Annotated in this window: 15 protein-coding genes; 7 read left to right on the top strand and 8 right to left on the bottom strand. The window is 70.3% G+C overall.

Annotation, left to right across the window (positions count from 1 at the left end):
• Together AB0N03_RS41200 and AB0N03_RS41195 are read left to right on the top strand one after the other, a co-directional pair.
• Positions 1-441, top strand: coding sequence for a MarR family transcriptional regulator (locus AB0N03_RS41200; protein ID WP_364384376.1), 441 nt, complete (start codon positions 1-3; stop codon positions 439-441).
• A gap of 107 nt (positions 442-548) precedes the next feature.
• Positions 549-2,420, top strand: a complete 1,872-nt coding sequence (locus tag AB0N03_RS41195; RefSeq protein WP_364384373.1) for an ABC transporter ATP-binding protein — start codon at positions 549-551, stop codon at positions 2,418-2,420.
• A 126-nt stretch (positions 2,421-2,546) separates the two neighbouring features.
• Here AB0N03_RS41195 and AB0N03_RS41190 read toward each other — a convergent pair whose 3' ends face one another.
• Entirely contained in the window at positions 2,547-3,713 is a 1,167-nt protein-coding gene (locus AB0N03_RS41190; protein ID WP_364384370.1) for a serine hydrolase domain-containing protein, read from the bottom strand.
• A 117-nt stretch (positions 3,714-3,830) separates the two neighbouring features.
• Positions 3,831-4,559 (bottom strand): SIS domain-containing protein, encoded by a 729-nt coding sequence (locus AB0N03_RS41185; protein WP_364384399.1) that lies wholly within the window; start codon positions 4,557-4,559, stop codon positions 3,831-3,833.
• 116 nt (positions 4,560-4,675) lie between these two features.
• Between AB0N03_RS41185 and AB0N03_RS41180 the strand changes: the two genes are divergently transcribed.
• The 5 genes from AB0N03_RS41180 (at position 4,676) to AB0N03_RS41160 (ending at position 9,114) form a co-directional block, all read left to right on the top strand.
• Positions 4,676-5,368, top strand: a complete 693-nt coding sequence (locus AB0N03_RS41180) for an alpha/beta fold hydrolase (protein WP_364384368.1) — start codon at positions 4,676-4,678, stop codon at positions 5,366-5,368.
• Positions 5,369-5,463: 95 nt separating this feature from the next.
• Complete coding sequence (locus AB0N03_RS41175) at positions 5,464-6,711, top strand: cyclopropane-fatty-acyl-phospholipid synthase family protein (protein WP_364384365.1); 1,248 nt, start codon at positions 5,464-5,466, stop codon at positions 6,709-6,711.
• A 103-nt stretch (positions 6,712-6,814) separates the two neighbouring features.
• Positions 6,815-8,020, top strand: coding sequence for an LCP family protein (locus AB0N03_RS41170; protein WP_364384362.1), 1,206 nt, complete (start codon positions 6,815-6,817; stop codon positions 8,018-8,020).
• 42 nt (positions 8,021-8,062) lie between these two features.
• The gene (locus AB0N03_RS41165; protein WP_364384359.1) at positions 8,063-8,596 is read left to right on the top strand and encodes a GNAT family N-acetyltransferase; all 534 of its coding nucleotides are present in this window, start codon (positions 8,063-8,065) and stop codon (positions 8,594-8,596) included.
• Positions 8,593-9,114, top strand: a complete 522-nt coding sequence (locus tag AB0N03_RS41160; RefSeq protein WP_364384356.1) for a GNAT family N-acetyltransferase — start codon at positions 8,593-8,595, stop codon at positions 9,112-9,114. The genes AB0N03_RS41165 and AB0N03_RS41160 overlap by 4 nt, the downstream gene beginning before the upstream one ends.
• 209 nt (positions 9,115-9,323) lie before the next feature.
• On the opposite strand, the gene AB0N03_RS41155 is transcribed toward AB0N03_RS41160, so the two are convergent.
• The 6 genes from AB0N03_RS41155 to AB0N03_RS41130 all read right to left on the bottom strand — a co-directional run bounded on the left by AB0N03_RS41155 (position 9,324) and on the right by AB0N03_RS41130 (position 18,254).
• Complete coding sequence (locus tag AB0N03_RS41155) at positions 9,324-9,785, bottom strand: peroxiredoxin (RefSeq protein WP_364384353.1); 462 nt, start codon at positions 9,783-9,785, stop codon at positions 9,324-9,326.
• 166 nt (positions 9,786-9,951) lie between these two features.
• A complete protein-coding gene (locus tag AB0N03_RS41150; RefSeq protein WP_364384397.1) occupies positions 9,952-11,772 on the bottom strand; it encodes a diguanylate cyclase in 1,821 nt (606 codons plus the stop codon).
• 237 nt (positions 11,773-12,009) lie between these two features.
• On the bottom strand, positions 12,010-13,470 hold the full coding sequence (locus AB0N03_RS41145; protein WP_364384350.1) for a cytochrome P450: 1,461 nt from the start codon (positions 13,468-13,470) through the stop codon (positions 12,010-12,012).
• A 311-nt stretch (positions 13,471-13,781) separates the two neighbouring features.
• Entirely contained in the window at positions 13,782-14,216 is a 435-nt protein-coding gene (locus AB0N03_RS41140) for a dienelactone hydrolase family protein (protein WP_364384347.1), read from the bottom strand.
• Positions 14,217-14,297: 81 nt separating this feature from the next.
• Positions 14,298-15,371, bottom strand: a complete 1,074-nt coding sequence (locus tag AB0N03_RS41135; RefSeq protein ID WP_364384344.1) for a ribonucleotide-diphosphate reductase subunit beta — start codon at positions 15,369-15,371, stop codon at positions 14,298-14,300.
• 15 nt (positions 15,372-15,386) lie between these two features.
• Positions 15,387-18,254: a ribonucleoside-diphosphate reductase subunit alpha gene (locus AB0N03_RS41130; RefSeq protein WP_364384341.1), complete on the bottom strand. Its 2,868-nt coding sequence runs from the start codon at positions 18,252-18,254 to the stop codon at positions 15,387-15,389.
• Positions 18,255-18,270: the final 16 nt, after the last annotated feature.

Raw genomic sequence — 18,270 nt, 5'->3', positions numbered from 1 at the left:
ATGTCCAGCGACCTCGGGGCACCGCCCGCCGTCACCCGCCGGCTCGGCTACCTGCTCAAGCACGCCCAGCTGCGGCTCGCCGAGCTGGCCGAACCGCGGTACGCGCCGCTCGGGATCACCGGCCGGCAGCTCGCGCTGCTCACGCTGTTCGGGGACGGGCCCGCGTTGTCGCAACAGGAGGGCGCGGCGCGCCTGGGTATCGACCGGACGACGATGGTCGCGCTGGTCGACGAGCTGGAAGACCGGAGCCTGGTCCGGCGGGAGGTCGCGCCGGGCGACCGCCGCAAGCGCCTCGTTACGCTGACCGCCGAGGGCGAGCGCGTCCGCGCGGCGGGTGAGGAAGTGACTCGGCGAGCCGAGGCGAGGCTGCTGGAACCCCTGGACGAAGAGGACGCGGAACGGCTGCGCGCCGCACTGCACCGCGTTGTTCGCGGGGAGTGAACGGCGGCGGGAAGCAAACGGGCAACGGCGGCGTTGTCCAGGTCATATCCGGAGAAAACCTCAGCTATAGTAGAGGTTTTGACAGTGCTTGATACTGGGGGTTCCTCATGGACAACACCTGGGCGCTGCTGAGCTCGGCGATGCGCGCCAACGACGTACCGAAGGCGCTGACCCGCGGCACGCTGAAACGCGTCGCGCGGTTCGCCCGGCCGCACTGGCGGCGGCTGCTGGCCTTCCTCGTGCTGACCGTGGTCTCGGCGGTCCTCGCGGTGTCGACGCCGGTGCTGGCGGGCAAGGTGGTCGACGCGATCGTCGGCGGCCGTGACCTGCCGCTGGTCGTCTGGCTGGCGGTCGTCATCGGTCTGCTCGCGGTCGCCGACGCCGGCTTCGGCCTCGTCGAGCGCTGGCAGTCCGCGCGCATCGGCGAAGGCATCATCTACGACCTGCGGCGGGCGGTGTTCGAGCACGTGCAGCGGATGCCGATCGCCTTCTTCACACGCACCCGCACCGGGGCGCTGGTTTCCCGCTTGAACAACGACGTCATCGGCGCGCAGCGGACGTTCACCGCGACGCTGTCCGGCCTGGTCACCAACACGATCCAGCTGGCGCTTTCGCTGGCCGTCATGCTGACGCTGTCGTGGCAGGTCACGCTGCTCGCGCTGGTGCTGCTGCCGATCTTCGTGCTGCCCGCGCGCCGGCTCGGGCGCCGGATGGCCGGGCTGCAGCGGGAAGCCGCGAACCTCAACGCCGGCATGACCACGCAGATGACCGAGCGGTTCTCCGCGCCGGGCGCGACGCTCGTGAAGCTCTTCGGCCGGCCGGTGCAGGAGGCGGACGACTTCGGCCTGCGCGCGGGGCGCGTGCGCGACATCGGTGTGCGGACCGCGATGCTGACCCGCTGGTTCATGACGAGCCTGACCTTGGTTTCGGCGCTGGCGCAGGCGCTCGTCTACGGCCTCGGCGGCTACCTCGCGCTGACCGGCAAGCTCGCGCCGGGCACCGTCGTCGCGCTGGCGCTGCTGCTGACCCGCCTCTACGCGCCGCTGACCGCGCTGGCCAACGTCCGCGTCGACGTCATGACGGCGCTGGTGTCGTTCGAGCGGGTCTTCGAGGTCCTCGACCTGAAGCCGATGATCGAGGAGAAGCCGGCCGCGCGTTCGTTGCCCGCTTCTTCCGGGGTCGCCGTCGAGTTCTCGGACGTCCGGTTCGGTTACCCCGCGGCGGATCGGTACTCGCTGGCCTCGCTGGAAGACGTCGCCACCCTCGATCACCGTGGTGGGGAAGAGGTCCTGCACGGGATCTCGTTCCGCGCCGAGCCGGGGCAGATGGTCGCGCTGGTCGGGTCGTCGGGTGCGGGGAAGTCGACGATCGCGTCGCTGCTGCCGCGGCTCTACGACGTCGACTCCGGTTCGGTGCGCCTGTCCGATGTGGACGTCCGGGACCTGAGTTTCGCTTCGCTGCGGGAAACCGTCGGCGTCGTGACGCAGGACGGGCACCTCTTCCACGAGACGATCCGCGCGAACCTGGCGTACGCGCGTCCGGACGTCACCGACGACCGGATCTGGGCGGCGCTGGAGCAGGCCCGGCTCGGCGAGCTGGTCCATTCGCTGCCGGACGGTCTCGACACGACGGTGGGGGAGCGCGGCTACCGCCTCTCCGGCGGCGAGCGTCAGCGGCTCACCATCGCGCGGTTGCTGCTGGCGCAGCCCAAGGTCGTCGTGCTGGACGAGGCGACCGCGCACCTGGACTCCGAGTCCGAAGCGGCGGTCGGCGAAGCCCTGACCCACGCGCTGGCCGGCCGGACGGCGCTGGTCATCGCGCACCGGCTGTCGACGGTCCGCGCGGCCGACCAGATCCTGGTCCTGGAGCACGGCGAAATCGTCGAGCGCGGCACGCACGAGGAACTCCTGGCCGCGAACGGCCGCTACGCAACCCTCCACGCAACCCAGTTCGCCGAAGAAGAGCCCGCCGTGGCGTGATTGAAGGGTCATCACGCGTGATTGGGGAGCCGACACGCGTGATTGGAGGGTCGACACGATCTCAGCGCCGTGTCGACCCTTCAATCACGAGAGTTGACTCCCCAATCACGCGTGTCGACCTCTGAATCACGCGTGTCGACCCTCGACGCACGTGTAGAGGGCTTGGACCAGGGCCATCTTGCGGGGGTCGTCGCGGATCAGGGGGCCGACCTGGTTGAGGGTGTAGCCGAAGGCGATGCCGTTTTCCGGGTCGGCGGCGCCGGTGGAGCCGCCGAGACCGTCGTGGCCGAAGGCCGTGGGGTTGGGGCCGAAGCCGCGGGCGTCGCTGCCGAGGTAGAAGCCCAGGCCCCACTCGTTCGGCAGGCCGAGCACCGCGTCGATCTCCTTGCCTTGGCTTTCCCGCGCCCGGGCCAGCCCGGCGGACGACAGGAGCGTGCCGTCGATCAGGGCGTTGTAGATCGTCGCGATCGCGCGGGCCGTGCCGTGGCCGTTCAGCGCCGGCATGACGGCGTGGCGGAAGGCCGGGTCGTTCGCGTGGTGGCCCGCGAGCTGCGGGTTGGTCAACGCGGCCTGCGCGACCGGGCCGGCGCTCGCGAACGCCGTGGCCAGCGCGTTCGCCATCTCCTCCGTCATCACCGGGTCGACGAGGGTGGCGCAGCGGTCCAGATCGACGTCCGGGGCCAACCCGATCGAGAAGTCCGCGCCGAGCGGCCCGGCGACCTGCTCGGCGAAGAACTCGCGGATGCCCTGCCCGGCGATCCGCCGCACGACCTCGCCGACGAGCCAGCCGTACGCCAGCGCGTGGTACCCGCCCGCGGACCCCGGTTCGTACAACGGTTCCTGCGCCGCCAGCAACGACGTCATCAGGTCCCAGTCGTACAGCTCCTCGACGCGCACCGGGCGGCCGAGGCCGATCCCGGGCACGCCGGAACGGTGCGAGAGCAGCCACCGCACGGGGACCTCGCTCTTGCCCTCCGCGGCGAACTCGGGCCAGTACTTGGCGACCGGCGCGTCGACGTCCAGCTCGCCGGCGTCGGCGAGCCGGTGCGCGCAGATCGCCGTCATGCCCTTGGTCGTCGACCAGACGTTGGCGAGGGTGTCCGGCCCCCACGGACGCGCCCGGTCCGGCCCGGACCAGCCACCCCGCAGGTCCACGACGACCTCGCCGTGGCGGAGGGCCGTGAACGCCGCGCCCAGCTCGCCGCGCTCGCGGAAGTTCGCCTCGAAGGCTTCGCGCACCGGTTCGAACCCGGGAGCGCACTCGCCCTGCACCGTCGCCGTGGCACCGTCCATGGGACCTCCTCCGACCGCCGCGACCGGTCCACACCGACCAGTCGGTATGGAGACGCTAAAGGCGGCCGGGCACGCCCGTCAAGGCGTGCCCGGCCGGTGCTTTTTCACGGGAAAGAGCTACTTCAGCCGCGGCACGATCGCGCCGTACTTCTCCAGCAGCGCCGCGTTCGCCTCGTCGCCGCCCTCCACATTGGAGCTGCGCCACAGCGGGACGTCCAGGCCTTCGGCCGTCCCGCGGTCGTACACCTGCGCGAGCACGAGGTTCCACAGGAACGCGTTGACCACAGTGGACAGCGGCGCGGTGCGCGGCGCGTCCGGCGGGTAGCTCGCGTCGCCGGGGATGACCAGCGAGTCCAGCACGACGGTGCCCTGCTCGACCAGCGTGCTCGACGACCGCCGCGGCGCCGCCGCCACGCACGCCCGCGACGTGATCGCGATGACCGCCGCCCCGCGCTTCCGCGCCTCGACGCACAGCTCGACCGGGTACGGGTTCGAGCCGGACGTCGAAAAGACCACCAGTACGTCGTCCGGCCCCGGCGCCCGCTCGGCCAGCACCTCGGCGGCCAGGCCGCTGCGCCGCTCGGTCTTCGTGCTGCTCACCGCGCCGTGCAGCGGGAGCAGGTCCGGGTGGTACAGCGGGTACACGCAGGCCAGGCCGCCGGCCCGGTAGAACGTCTCGGCGACGGCCGCCAGCGAGTGCCCGGCGCCGGCGGTATAGACCAGTGCGTCCGCCCGGATCACCCCCAGCACCAGATCCGCCGCTTCGCGCACCGCCTCGGCGTTGGCCTGCTCGACGTCCGCCAGTTGCTTCGCGACGCTGCCCGAGATGTTCGTGGCGCTCACCACACCCACCCTTCCGTAGGGGACCGGGCGCCGAATCTACCGCGAAGATGGTGGTACGCGGTGGAATAGCCCGGTGGGCGGGCGGGGTTGACCCGGATGCGGGCGACAGGAGGACACGGGTGAACGAAGCGGAACCGGCGGTGTCGGTGTGGCCGGCGCGCGGGCGGACCGAAGCGATCGTGCTCGTGCTGCACGGCGGCGCGGAGCGCGGCGCGGGCAGCGTGCCGCCCTGGAAGCCGGCCTTCCTGCGGATGGTCCCGATCGCGCGCGCCCTGCACCGGGCCGGCCGCAAGGACGGCATCGAGGTGCGGCTGCTGCGCAACCGCCGCTACGGCTGGAACGCCCCCGCGATGGACCCCCTCGACGACGCACGGTGGGCCCTCGAGCGCATCCGCGCCGACCACCCGGGCCTGCCGGTCGTGCTGGTCGGGCACTCCATGGGGGCCCGGGTGGCGCTGCGCGTGGCCGACGACCCGGCCGTGCGCGGGGTCTGCGCGCTCGCGCCCTGGACGCCGCGGGGTGAGCCGGTGGACGCCGTCGCCGGGCGTGCGGTGCTCATCGTGCACGGCACCCGCGACCGCATGACGAGCCCGGTGGAGTCGCACGCCTTCGCCGAACGAGCCGAGGGCGTCGCCGCCCGCGTCGCCCGGTTCGAGATCGCCAACGAGGGTCACGCGATGCTCCGCCGGTCGTCCGTGTGGACCCGGCTGACGATTGCTTTCACACTGGAAGTGCTCGCCGGCGACGCCGGTGAGGAACTGCGTGGCGCGTGGGCCGCGCCGGGGCCCGAGCGGCTCCGAATACCGGTGTAGGACCACCCCCGAACAGGGCATACAGCGAAACGCGCCGCGGGGGTGCGGCGACTAGGATCGATCACCGGCGCAGCTGGCCGGCCGGAGGGAGAACCGTGACCGCCTCGAGTGTGGACCGCGCTCAGGACATCCCCGACGAGTCTCGCTGGCCGGGCTTGGCCAGCCCTCCGCGATCGGCGCTGCGCGCGCGGATCGCCGCCACGTTGTTCCGCCGCGCGGTCCGCCCGCTCGACGTGCGGGTGATCTTCCCGGACGGCACCGTTCTCGGCGCCGGTGGTCCGGAATCGCCCGAAATGCGGATTTTGCGGCCGGAAGCGTTCTTCCACCGCCTCGGTGTCGACGCCAAGATCGGCTTCGGCGAGTCCTACATGGCCGGTGACTGGACCGCGTCCGACCTGGCCGAGGTGCTGACGCCGTTCGCCGAGCGGATGGCCACCCTCGTGCCGCCGGTGCTGCAGAAGTTCCGGAAGATCGCCGAACGCACGCAGCCGCCGGCCGAGGAGAACACCCTCGAAGGCGCGCGGGCCAACATCCACCGGCACTACGACCTGTCCAACGACCTGTTCGGCGCCTTCCTCGACGAGTCGATGATGTACTCCTCGGCGCTGTTCGGCCCCGGCGAAAACCTCACCGCCGCCCAGTACCGCAAGATCGACAGCGTGCTGGACTACGCCGGCGTCCGCGCGGGCAGCGAAGTCCTGGAAATCGGTACCGGATGGGGTGAACTCGCGATCCGCGCCGCCGCCCGCGGCGCCCAGGTGACGTCGCTGACCATTTCGGAGGAACAGCGGGCGCTGGCCACCGAGCGCATCGCCGCGGCCGGGTTCTCCGACCGCGTCGACGTGAAGCTGTGCGACTACCGCGAGTCGAGCGGCCAGTACGACGCCGTGGTCAGCGTCGAAATGATCGAGGCGGTCGGCGCGTCCTACTGGCCGGCGTTCTACGCCACGATCGGGGAGCGGCTGCGCCCCGGCGGCCGGTTCGGCCTGCAGGCCATCACCATGGACCACGACCGGATGCTGGCAGCCTCGCGCGCCTACACGTGGATCCACAAGTACATCTTCCCGGGCGGCATCATCCCGTCCGTCCGCTCGATCGAGGACGGGGTGGTCGCGAACACCCGGCTCAAGCTGGCCGGGATGCGCGAGTTCGGCCAGGACTACGCGCGCACGCTACGGTTGTGGCGCGAGCGGTTCCTGCACGGCTGGGCCGACATCGCCGGGTTCGGGTTCGACGACGTCTTCCGCCGGATGTGGGAGTTCTACCTGGCCTATTCCGAGGCCGGGTTCCGCTCCGGGTACCTCAAGGTCCACCAGTTCGGCTACGAGGCGACCGGCAAGTAACCCCGCCGGACAACCCGACCCCGGTGCCGCACGTCCTCCTTTCGAAGGCGTGCGGTCTACTGACGACGACACGTTTGTCCGGATCGGGATTGGGTGATGGGTGATGACGTACCGTGGCGACGACGGCGGGCGCCGGATGCCGCCGCCCCGGCCCGCCGGGCGGTCCCGGGACCACCAGCGCGCGCAGATGATGCCGCTGCCCGGGCGCGGCCAGAGCCCGTACGACGAGCGCACCCGCCCGATGGGCACCCGGGAGGGCGAGCGGCAGTACGCGCCGCCTCCGCCGCGCCAGGACCCGCCCCGGCGCCCGGTCGACGACGACTACCCGCCGTCCCGCCCGCCCCGCAAGCGCCGCTGGGGCTTCGGCCGGATCCTGCTGACGCTGGTGCTGGTGTTCGTCGTGTTCTTCGCCGGCATCTGGGTCTACCTGGAGTTCTCCATCAAGCGCGTCGACGCGCTCGCCGACTACTCGGGCCGCCCGGTCGCCGCGTCCGGCACCAACTGGCTGATCGTCGGCTCGGACAGCCGCGAGGGTCTCACCGCCGAGGACGAGGAACGCCTGGCCACCGGTGACGTCGCGGCGGCCGGCGGCGGGCAGCGCACCGACACGATCATGGTCGCGCACCTCCCGGACAACTCCACCAAGCCGACGCTGCTGTCGCTGCCGCGCGACTCGCAGGTCGCGATCCCCGGCCACGGCAAGAACAAGATCAACGCGGCGTTTTCGCTGGGCGGGCCGAAGCTGCTCGCGCAGACCGTCGAAGGCGCCACCGGCCTGCACATCGACCACTACGCGGAGATCGGCTTCGGCGGGTTCGCCAAGATCGTCGACGCGATCGGCGGCGTCGACATGTGCATCGACCAGGACATGAACGACACGGTCACCGGGATCAGCATCAAGGCGGGCTGCCCCCAGACGCTCGACGGCCGCTCGGCGCTGGGCTTCGTCCGGATGCGCCACAGCGACGCGACGCCGCGCTCGGACCTGGACCGCATCGCCAACCAGCGCAAGTTCATCGGCGCGCTGGTCAGCCAGATCGCGAGCCCCGGCACGCTGCTCAACCCGTTCCACTTCTTCCCGCTGCTGGGCTCCGGGCCGGACGCGCTGACCATGGACTCGGGCGACCACGTGCACAACCTGGCCGGCCTGGCGATCGCGATGCGCGGGATCTCTTCGGGCGGCGTGGTGACGACGACGGTCCCGGTCACCAGCGGGTCGGCGGAGAACTGGGACAAGACCAAGTCGAAGCAGCTGTTCGACGCGCTGAAGAACGACACGGAGATCCCGGACAGCGTCATCGTCAATTAATTCGGGAGCGCCGCAGGACTCGGCCGGGGCACCATGGGAACCATGGAGACCCCGGCCGAGACCTTTTCCCGTGACGAGTTTTCGCTGACCCGCTGGCAGTCCGCCGACGCGGGTCCGGTGCAAGCCGCGGTTTCGGGGTCCGGCGCGCACCTGGCCGACTGGGTGCCCTGGGCCGTCGGTGGCTACACGGACGAGGACGCCGCGGCCTTCCTGCGGCTGACGCACGAGAACTGGGAAACCGGCCGGGCGTACGAGTGGGCGATCCGGGTGGACGGCTCGCTCGCGGGTGCCGTCGGCGTCATGACCCGCGACGGCGGCGTCGAGATCGGCTACTGGCTCACGCGGGACTTCACCGGCCGCGGCCTGGTGACCCGCGCGGTTTCGCTGCTGGTTTCGGACGCCTTCCGCCGCGGCGCGGGCTACGTCGAGATCAGGCACGACGAGGCGAACGTCCGAAGTGGAGCGATCCCGGCGCGGCTCGGGTTCTCGTTGGTGCGCAAGGAACCCGCGGACCCCGGCGACCGGCCGCCGGCGTGCGTGGGCGTCAAGCAGGTGTGGCGGAAGGAGCGGCCGTGAAGGAGACGTACGCCGAAGACGGCTTCACCCTGGCCCGCTGGACGTTCGCCGACGGGCCGGAACTCACCGCGACGGTCGCCGGGTCCCTCGACCACATCGGGGCCTGGATGATCTGGGCGACCGGCGGCTACACCGCCGAAGACAGCGCCGAGTTCCTGCGGCGCACCCGGAAGAACTGGGAGAGCGGGGAAATGCACGACTTCGCCATCCGCGCCGGCGGCTCGATCGCGGGCGGCATCGGCACGATGGCGCGCGAGGGCGGCGTCGAGATCGGCTACTGGCTCGCGCGCGAGCACAGCGGCCGGGGCCTGATCACCCGCGCGGTGCGGCTGCTGACCGAGGAGGCGTTCCGGCTCGGCGCTGGGTACGTCGAGATCAAGCACGACGAACGGAACGTCCGCAGTGGAGCGGTGCCCGCGCGCCTGGGTTTCACGAAGGTGCGCGAGGAACCGGTCGAAAAACCGCTGGCCCCATCGTGTGTCGGGACGAATCACGTGTGGCGGAAGGAGAAGCCGTGAAGCCGGTTTTCGTCGAAATGGCCCGGCCGGGCCACCGATGGCCGTGCGAGCGGCGCGAGTTCGCGAACCGGGCGGAGAAGCGCGGGAATCGCGCGGAGGCGCACGAGTACGCGATCTGTCGGCGTCGGCGTAACCGTCCGAGAGGGTGGCCGGCGGCCGGTGTGCGCCGACCGCCGGTCTGGCCGCCCCGCGGGTGGCGTCGCTGACGCTCAGGAGACCTTGTTCCGCTCCCGCAGTACCTTGAGCGCCTGGTCGGCGTGGACGGTGAAGTTCAGCTCACTCTTGATCTTCTCGAGGATCTTCCGGTCCTCGCCGATCACGAACGTCGCGCGCTTGGCGTGCATCGGCAGCAGCTTCCGCCAGACGCCGAACTGCTTCGCGACCTCACCCTCCACATCGGACAGCAGCGGGTAGTCGAAGCCGTTGGCCTCCGAGAACTGCCGCTGCTTGGTGACGCCGTCCGGGCTGATGCCGATGCGGTGCGCGCCGACCTCGGCGAACTCGGCGGCGAGGTCGCGGAAGTGGCAGCTCTCCGCCGTGCAGCCGCCCGTCATCGCGGCGGGGTAGAAGAACAGCACCACCGGGCCGGTGGCCAGGAAGTCCGACAGCGTGCGGTCGGCGCCCTGGTCGTCGGGCAGCGTGAAATCGGGGGCGAGGTCTCCGGCGTCCATGGAGGTCCCTTCTCGTCGGCGGCAGAACCCATCGTGCCGGGTCTTCGGAGCCGCCGCGAAACCGGCTTGGTCCCCAGCGCCCCAATGTGGCCTTGGTTGCGTTGAACGCACCCAAGGGGCCCTTCGGTGCGTTCGACGCACCGAAGGCCACATTGGGGCGCTCTGGTCAGCCGGCGGGGTGGCGGGCGATCAGCTCGTCGACCTCGTCGCCGGTGGCCGAGTCGGTCACGAACGGGCCCCGGGCCGCCAGCACGCCCAGCTGACGCAGCCGCGCCGCCTGCTCGTGCGTCCGGACCCCCTCCGCGCCCACCCGCAACTCCAGCTCACGGGCCCGCGTGACCAGCTGCGTCAGGTGCCGCAGCGCCGGCTCCGGCGGCGAGTCCGAGTCCAGCGCGTCGACCACCGCGCCCGACAGGATCACGTGGTGCACCGGCAGCCCGTGCTGGGGGATCAGCTCCAGGTCCGCCGAGCCCGTGATCGTCAGCACCAGCTGCGTCCCCAGGTCCGACAGCACCGCGAACGAGTCCAGCACCTCGCCGCGCGGGTCGAGGACCGAGTCGCGGTCCGTGCACAGCCGCAGCGCGTTCGGCGGCAGCTCGTGCTTGTCCAGCTGCTCCTTCACCAGCAGCACCAGGTCCGGGTCGATCGCGAGCCGGGTGGGCAGCTGGACGCACACGTCCGGGGCCGCGTCGCCGAACCGCGCGCGCCAGCGGGCCGTCGCCGCCAGGGACTCCGCCAAGAGCCAGCGGCCCAGCGGCACCGTCATGCCCGTCGTCTGGGCCAGCGGGTAGAACTCGTCCGAGCCGAGCTCGCCCTTCTCCGGGTGGTTCCAGCGCAGGCCGGCGTTGACCGCGGCGAGGCGGTCGGGGGTGGTGAGCTTCACCGTCGGCTGGTAGACGAGCGAGAACTCGCCGTTCTCCAGCGCCCCGGCGATCACCGCGCCCAGCTGGTAGCGGCCGCGGTCGCGGGCGTCGAGCTCGGGGTCGAACAGCATCCACTGCGCCTTGCCGGCCTCCTTGGCCCGGTGCAGCGCGATCTCCGCCGCCCGCAGCAGCTCCGCGCCGCCGCCCTCGACGGCCGCGCGCACCACGATGCCCGCGCTCGCGCTGACGCCGATGCCGTGCCCGCCGAGGTAGATCGGCTCGTTGAGGTCTTCCAGCGCCCGTTCGACGAGCTCGACGACCTCGGTGGCGGTCAGCTCGCCCCGCAGCAGCACCGCGAAGCCGTCGCCGGACAGCCGCGCGACGAACCCGTCGTGGTGGCCGGTGAACACCGCCGAGAGCTTGGCCGCGACCCCGCGCAGCACCTGGTCGCCGACGCCGGCGCCGAGGCCGTCGTTGACGACCTTGAAGCCGTCGACGTCGAGGTAGACCAGCGCGATGTCGTCGCGCGCGCCGGCGCCGAGCGCCGCTTCGAGCTTGGTGGTGAACGACGACGCGTTGGGCAGCCCGGTCAGCGAGTCGTGCACGTTCTGGTGCAGCAGCCGTTCCTGCAGCAGGTGCAGCTCGTTCGCGTCGGACACCATCAGCACCGGGTAGACCGAGCCCGGCCGGTCGCCGGGCAGCCGGGCGAGGGTGACGTCGGTCCAGAGCTGCCCGTCTTCGCTGTGGTCGAGCAGCATCCGCTCCTGGTAGCGCTCACGCCCCGAGCGCACCTGCTCGAGCCCCGCCTTGAGCCGCGAGACGTCGTGGCCGGTCGAGCCGAGATCGGTGATGTGCCGGCCCCGCAACCGGTTCGGCGAGCAGCCGAGCAGCTGGCCGAGCGCGAGGTTGGCTTCCACGATCTCGCCGTCCGGGTCGGCCAGCGCGATCCCCATCGGCGACGCGGCGTAGAGCGCCGAGAACCGGTGCAGGGCGCCGCCGTGGTCCGCCGAGCCGACGTGGTCGACCGCGTCGTGCGCGATCTCCAGCAGCAGCGGCTCGAGCTCCTCCAGGGGAAGTGTTACTCCTTTGGTGTCGGCCAACGTCGCCGCCCACCGGCGCGCCACGTCCAGCAGTCCTGGCGCGGCACCGGACTCAGGCACACTCCACCTCTTCACGCACAGGTCAGGCCAGTTCAGACACGGTGTCGGGGATCATGAAGCCACCTCGGGTACCCCTCGCCCGTGACCGATGCCACGCCATCATGCGCGTAACGGGGTGTCTACCGGCTGAACGAGTGAACGAACCTCCACATGCGGTAACTTTTTGTCACGGCATGTATGCAGTGGTGGACAGCGCCGGGGTCAGCGGGGGGTCAAGCGCACCGGCAGACCGTCGGCGGGCACCGGCAGGGACACGTAATCCCACTTCGCCGTGTAACTCTTCGGAACCGACCAGCGGTGGGCTCGCAGCATTTCGTGCATCAGCAACTTGACCTCGAGACCGCCGAAGTGGAGCCCGATGCACTTGTGCGCGCCGCCGCCGAAGGGCATCCACGCCATCCGGTGGGACTTGTCCTCGCGGCGCGGCTCGGCGAACCGCTCGGGGTCGAACTCGAAGGGGTTCGTCCAGCACTCCGGCGAGAAGTGGTTCACCGTGGGCGAGACGCCGCAGAGGGTGCCCGCGGGGATGTAGTGGCCGAGCACCTCGGTGTCCTTGACGGTCTGGCGGGTCAGCGACGGTACCGGCGCGACCAGCCGCAGCGCTTCCTTCATGACGAGGTCGAGGGTCTCGAGCTGGTCGATGGCGTCGATGTCGAGGACGTCGTCGCCGAGGGCGAGGGACTCCTCGCGGGCGCGTTCCTGCCACTCCGGGTGCTTGGCGAGGTAGTACGCCATGGCGCTGCTGGTGATGGTCGTCGTGTCGTGCGCGGCCATCATCAGGAAGATCATGTGGTTGACGATGTCGGTGTCGGTGAACCGGTCGCCGTCCTCGGTGGTGGCGTGGCAGAGGGCGGTGAACAGGTCGTCGCCGTCCGACTTCCGCTTGGCGGGCAGGTTTTCGCTGAAGTAGCGCTCGAGGACCTTCCGCCCGTGCAGCCCGGCCGACCAGCGCCCGCCGGGCACCGGGAAGCGCACCAGCGCGGTGCCGGCGCGCACGGAGCTGACGAACGCGCGGTTGATCCGGTGCGCGTCGCCGCCGCTGCGCATGCCCATGAACACGCGCGTCGCGACGTCGAGGGTCAGCTGCTTGAGCGCCCAGTACAGCCGCGGTCGCTCGGTCGGCCCCCAGCTCGCGACGCCTTCGCGCAGCGCCGGGCCCATCTCGTTGACGTAGCCGGTGAGCCGGGACCGGGTGAAGGCCTCCTGCATGATCCGGCGGTGCAGGTGGTGCTCGCCGAAGTCCATCAGCATGAGGCCGCGCTCGAAGAACTTCTCGATGAAGAACTTCCAGCCCTCCTGCGAGAAGGCCTTGTCCTTGTTGACGAGCGCGATCTGCGTCGCCTCCGGCCCGGACAGCGCGACGATCCGCCGGCCGAAGCCGCCGGTCCACGACACGGGGCCGTAGAGCTCGTAGCGGCGAAGGCCGAACGCGGGCCCGAAGCGCATCATCTCGAGCATGTGCCCGACGACCGGCGGGCCTTCGTCGCCGAGGACGGGTTTGAGGCCGCTGCCCGCGGGCGGCGTGGCGAGCTCCTGGACGGGCCAGCGCGAGTGCAGCCAGCGTTCGTCGATTTTGTGCGGGAGGGGGAGCGCCGTCAGCGGCGGAACGCGTTCACGCAGTGCTTCGGCGGCTCGGCTCACGGTGCCCGGCAAAGTGACCATCTCCCCGCTGAGATCGGCGTCCCCTCCACGATGCACCCTTGTTGACGATGTGACAACACCTGGGCGGCCCTCTTTTCGGGTGGCACCTCAGCGGCCCGTCCTCGTCCGGCTGTGGCGGGCGGGTCTCCCGGGACGGCCGCCGGAATCAAGGTCGGCCAGATGCCGTGAAGGACTCCTTGCCGGCTCTTAGCGCCGCGCACCACGGGCAGGTCTTCGGACTCGTGGGCGTGCTGCTCGCGCCTACCGGCCGTCGCTTCCTGTTGCCTCCCCGGGGCGAACCCCGGGGAACCAGTGGCGGCACCGAGTCCAGGTCACTTGTCCAGGGTGACGGCGAAGAAATCGGTGAGCTTGCCGACAGCGAGGTGGATGTACTCGCGCTTGTCGTAGAGGTCGACGTGGCTCGCGCCCTCGATCCAGTGGATCTCCGCGGGCCCGGTGGCGCGCCGGTGGGCGTCGAGCAGGCCCTGGAAGACGGCCGGGTCCTGGGTGCCGTCGGCGCCGTAGCGGAACTGGCGGGCCGGTTCGGCGGTGCAGACGGCTGCGACGGCCTTGACCCGGTGGTCTCCGCCGGTGGCGGCCAGCGAATAGCCGCCGGAGGCGCAGATGCCGAGCAGCCCGATCCGGCCGGCGTCGACCTCGGGCCGGGTGGTGAACAAGGAGACGGCGGCTTTGAAGTCTTCGATCCGCTGGGCGGGATCTTCCAGGCCACGGCGGGAACTCTCCCTGATCGGTGGTGTCTCCACCATCGACCGGGAGCGGGGCCGGCAAAAGCCGCGAGTTCCTGCCTGGGAAGGATCCTTCCCAGGCAGGAACTCAGCAGTGGGAGATCAGTCCCAGTCGAGCGCGCCGCCCGACTGGTACTCGATGACGCGGGTCTCGAAGAAGTTCTTCTCCTTCTTCAGGTCCATCGCCTCGGACATCCACGGGAACGGGTTCTCGGTCTCGCCGAAGATCGGGGCCAGTCCGATCTGCTGCGCGCGGCGGTCGGTGATGAAGTGCATGTACTGCTCGCACAGCTGCGCCGACAGGCCGAGCATCCCGCGCGGCATCGTGTCGCGCGCGTACTTGACCTCGAGCTCGCACGCCTCCTTCAGCATCCCGCGAATTTCTTCCTGGAATTCGGCCGTCCACAGGTGCGGGTTCTCGATCTTGATTTGGTTGATGCAGTCGATGCCGAAGTTCAGGTGGATCGACTCGTCGCGCAGGATGTACTGGTACTGCTCGGCGATGCCGACCATCTTGTTCCGGCGGCCCAGCGACAGGATCTGCGCGAAGCCGGTGTAGAACCACATGCCTTCGAAGATCACGTAGAACGCGACGAGGTCACGCAGGAACGCCGTGTCGGCCTCCGGCGTCCCGGTCTCGAAGTCCGGGTCCTCCAGGTGCTGCGTGTACTTCAGCGCCCACGCGTCCTTGTCCGAAATGGACGGAACTTCGCGGTACATGTTGAACAGCTCGCCCTCGACCAGGCCGAGGCTCTCGCAGATGTACTGGAAGGTGTGCGTGTGCACGGCTTCCTCGAACGCCTGGCGCAGCAGGTACTGGCGGCACTCGGGGTTGGTGATCTGCCGGTACACCGCGAGCACGATGTTGTTGGCCACCAGGGACTCCGCGGTCGCGAAGAAGCCCAGGTTGCGCTTGAGCATCTGCCGCTCGTCCTCGGTGAGGCCGTCCTTCGACTTCCACAGCGCGATGTCGGCCTGCATGGCGACCTCGGTCGGCATCCAGTGGTTGTTGCAGCCGGCCAGGTACTTCTCCCAGGCCCAGGTGTACTTCATCGGCAGCAGCTGGTTGACGTCGGCGCGCGCGTTGATCATGCGCTTGTCGTCGACGTTGATCCGGGCGGCGCCGACCTCGATCTCCCCGAGGCCGGTGGCGCCGGTCGTCTCCACGTTGGTCATGTTCCTCAGGGTTCCTTACTGGCAGGATTCGCAGTCGGGGTCGTCGATGCGGCAGGCGGCGCCTTCGGTGGCGACGAAGTCCACGTCGGGTGCCGGGGCGGGGGCCGGAGTGGCCGCGGGAGCCGCGGGCGCCGGGGTGGCCGAGACGGCGTTCAGCTTGCCGTCGGTGCCGCGCAGGGTGCTCTTCTCCACGTGCGTCGCGGACTGCGCCCGCAGGTAGTACGTGGTCTTGAGGCCCTTGTGCCACGCGTAGCGGTAAAGCTCGTCGAGCTTGCGGCCGCTCGGCGCCGCGATGTAGAGGTTCAGCGACTGCGCCTGGTCGATCCACTTCTGGCGCACCGAACCGGCGTCGACGATCCACCGCGACTCGATCTCGAACGCCGTGGCGTACAGCGCCTTCAGGTCGTCCGGGACGCGGTCGATCTGGCCGAGGCTGCCGTCGAAGTACTTCAGGTCGCTGACCATGACCTCGTCCCACAGGCCCCGGGCCTTGAGGCTCTTGACCAGGTGCGGGTTGACGACGGTGAAGTCGCCGGACATGTTCGACTTGACGAACAGGTTCTGGAACAGCGGCTCGATCGACTGCCCGACGCCGGAGATGTTGGAGATCGTCGCGGTCGGCGCGATCGCCATCACGTTGGAGTTGCGCATGCCGACGGTCTTGACGCGCTCGCGCAGCGGCGCCCAGTCCAAAGTGGACGAGGTGTCGACGTCGAGGCCGTCACCCTGGCGGGCGTCGATGAGCAGCTGCAGCGAGTCGATCGGCAGGATGCCCTTGCTCCACAGCGAACCCTCGAACGTCTGGTACTGCCCGCGCTCCTCGGCGAGGTCGGTCGACGCCGAGATCGCGTAGTAGGACACGTGCTCCATGGAGACGTCGGCGAACTTCACGGCCTCGTCGGAGGCGAACGGGACGCCGATCTCGAACAGCGCGTCCTGGAAGCCCATGATGCCCAGGCCGACCGGGCGGTGGCGCAGGTTGGAGCGGCGCGCCTCCGGGATCGTGTAGAAGTTGATGTCGATCACGTTGTCCAGCATGCGGACGGCCGTGCGCACGGTCTTCTCGAGGCGCTCGGTGTCCAGGCCCTCGGGCGTGACGTGCTTGAGCAGGTTCACCGAGCCGAGGTTGCAGACGGCGACCTCGTCGGTGGTGGTGTTCAGCGTGATCTCGGTGCACAGGTTGGACGAGTGCACGACGCCGACGTGCTGCTGCGGCGAGCGCAGGTTGCACGGGTCCTTGAACGTGATCCACGGGTGGCCGGTCTCGAACAGCATGGTCAGCATGCGGCGCCACAGGTCGACGGCGCGGATCCGGCGGAAGACCTTGATCTCGCCGCGGTCGGCCATCGCCTCGTACTCGCGGTAGCGGGCGGCGAACTCGTTGCCGTAGAGGTCGTGCAGGTCCGGGGTCTCGTTCGGCGAGAACAGCGTCCACTCGGCGTTGGCCTCGACGCGGCGGAGGAACTCGTCCGGCACCCAGTTCGCGGTGTTCATGTCGTGGGTGCGGCGGCGGTCGTCACCGGTGTTCTTGCGCAGGTCGAGGAACTCCTCGATGTCCACGTGCCAGGTCTCGAGGTACGCGCACGCCGCACCCTTGCGCTTGCCGCCCTGGTTGACCGCGACCGCGGTGTCGTTGGCGATCTTGAGGAACGGCACGACGCCCTGCGACTGGCCGTTGGTGCCCTTGATGTGCGCGCCGAGGCCGCGGACCGGGGTCCAGTCGTTGCCGAGGCCGCCCGAGTACTTGGCCAGCAGGGCGTTGTTCTTGTAGGCCTGGAAGATCGAGTCCAGGTCGTCGTCCACCGTGGTCAGGAAGCAGGACGACAGCTGCGGGCGCGTGGTGCCCGAGTTGAACAGCGTCGGGGTGGACGCCATGAAGTGGAAGCTCGACAGCAGCTCGTAGAACTCGATGGCGCGGGCTTCGCGGTCGTCCTCGCGGATGGCGAGGCCCATCGCGACGCGCATGAAGAACGCCTGCGGCAGCTCGAAGCGGGTGCCGTCGTGGTGCTGGAAGTACCGGTCGTACAGGGTCTGCAGGCCGAGGAAGCCGAAGTCGAGGTCGCGCTCCGGGCGGATCGCGGCGGTGATCTTGTCGAGGTCGAAGCGCTGCAGCTCGGCGTCGACCAGCTCCAGCTCGATGGCGCGGCGCAGGTAGGCGCGGAAGTACGCGGGGTACTCGGTGGCCATCTCGTCCTGGCTGGCCAGGCGCGGCTTCTTGGCGAGGTAGCTCAGGGCCTCGCCGCGCAGCTTGTCCAGCAGCAGCCGGGCGGAGACGTAGGAGTAGTTCGGCTCCTGCTCGACCAGCACGCGGGCGGCCAGGACCTGGGCCAGGGCCAGCTCGTCGGCGCTGATGCCGTCGTAGAGGTTGCGCTTGGCCTCGGCGAGCACGGGCTCGGCCGTGACGTCCTCGAGGCCGGCGACGGCCTCGCCCACGACGTGGGAAACGCGGGCCCAGTCGAGCGGGCGCAGGACGCCGTCGGTGCCCTTGACGTTCAGCGCGACCTCGGTCGCGGCCGGCTTGACGGCCTCGCGGGCCTTGGTGCGCTCGTCGCGGTAGAGGACGTAGGCGCGGGCGACCTTGTGGTGCTCGCCGCGCATCAGGGCGAGCTCGACGATGTCCTGGATCTGCTCGATGTGCAGGGCGGTCTCGGGGCCGGCGTGGCGCAGCAGGGTGGTCTCCACCTGCTGGGTCAGCTCGGCGACGACGTGGTGCACGCGGGAGGACGCGGCGGCGTCGCCGCCCTCGACCGCGAGGAACGCCTTGGTCAGCGCGACCGAGATCTTCCCGGCGTCGAACGGCGACACGCTGCCGTCCCGCCGGATGACCCGGATCGCGGTGGGTGAGGCGGTCCCGGAGGGCCGCTGACCGGTTTCGACTGACATGCGTGTCTCCAGGTTT

Origin of the sequence: Amycolatopsis sp. NPDC051061 (genome assembly GCF_040682935.1) — a bacterium.
Classification (GTDB): domain Bacteria; phylum Actinomycetota; class Actinomycetes; order Mycobacteriales; family Pseudonocardiaceae; genus Amycolatopsis.
This window is presented reverse-complemented; position numbering and strand designations above follow the sequence as displayed.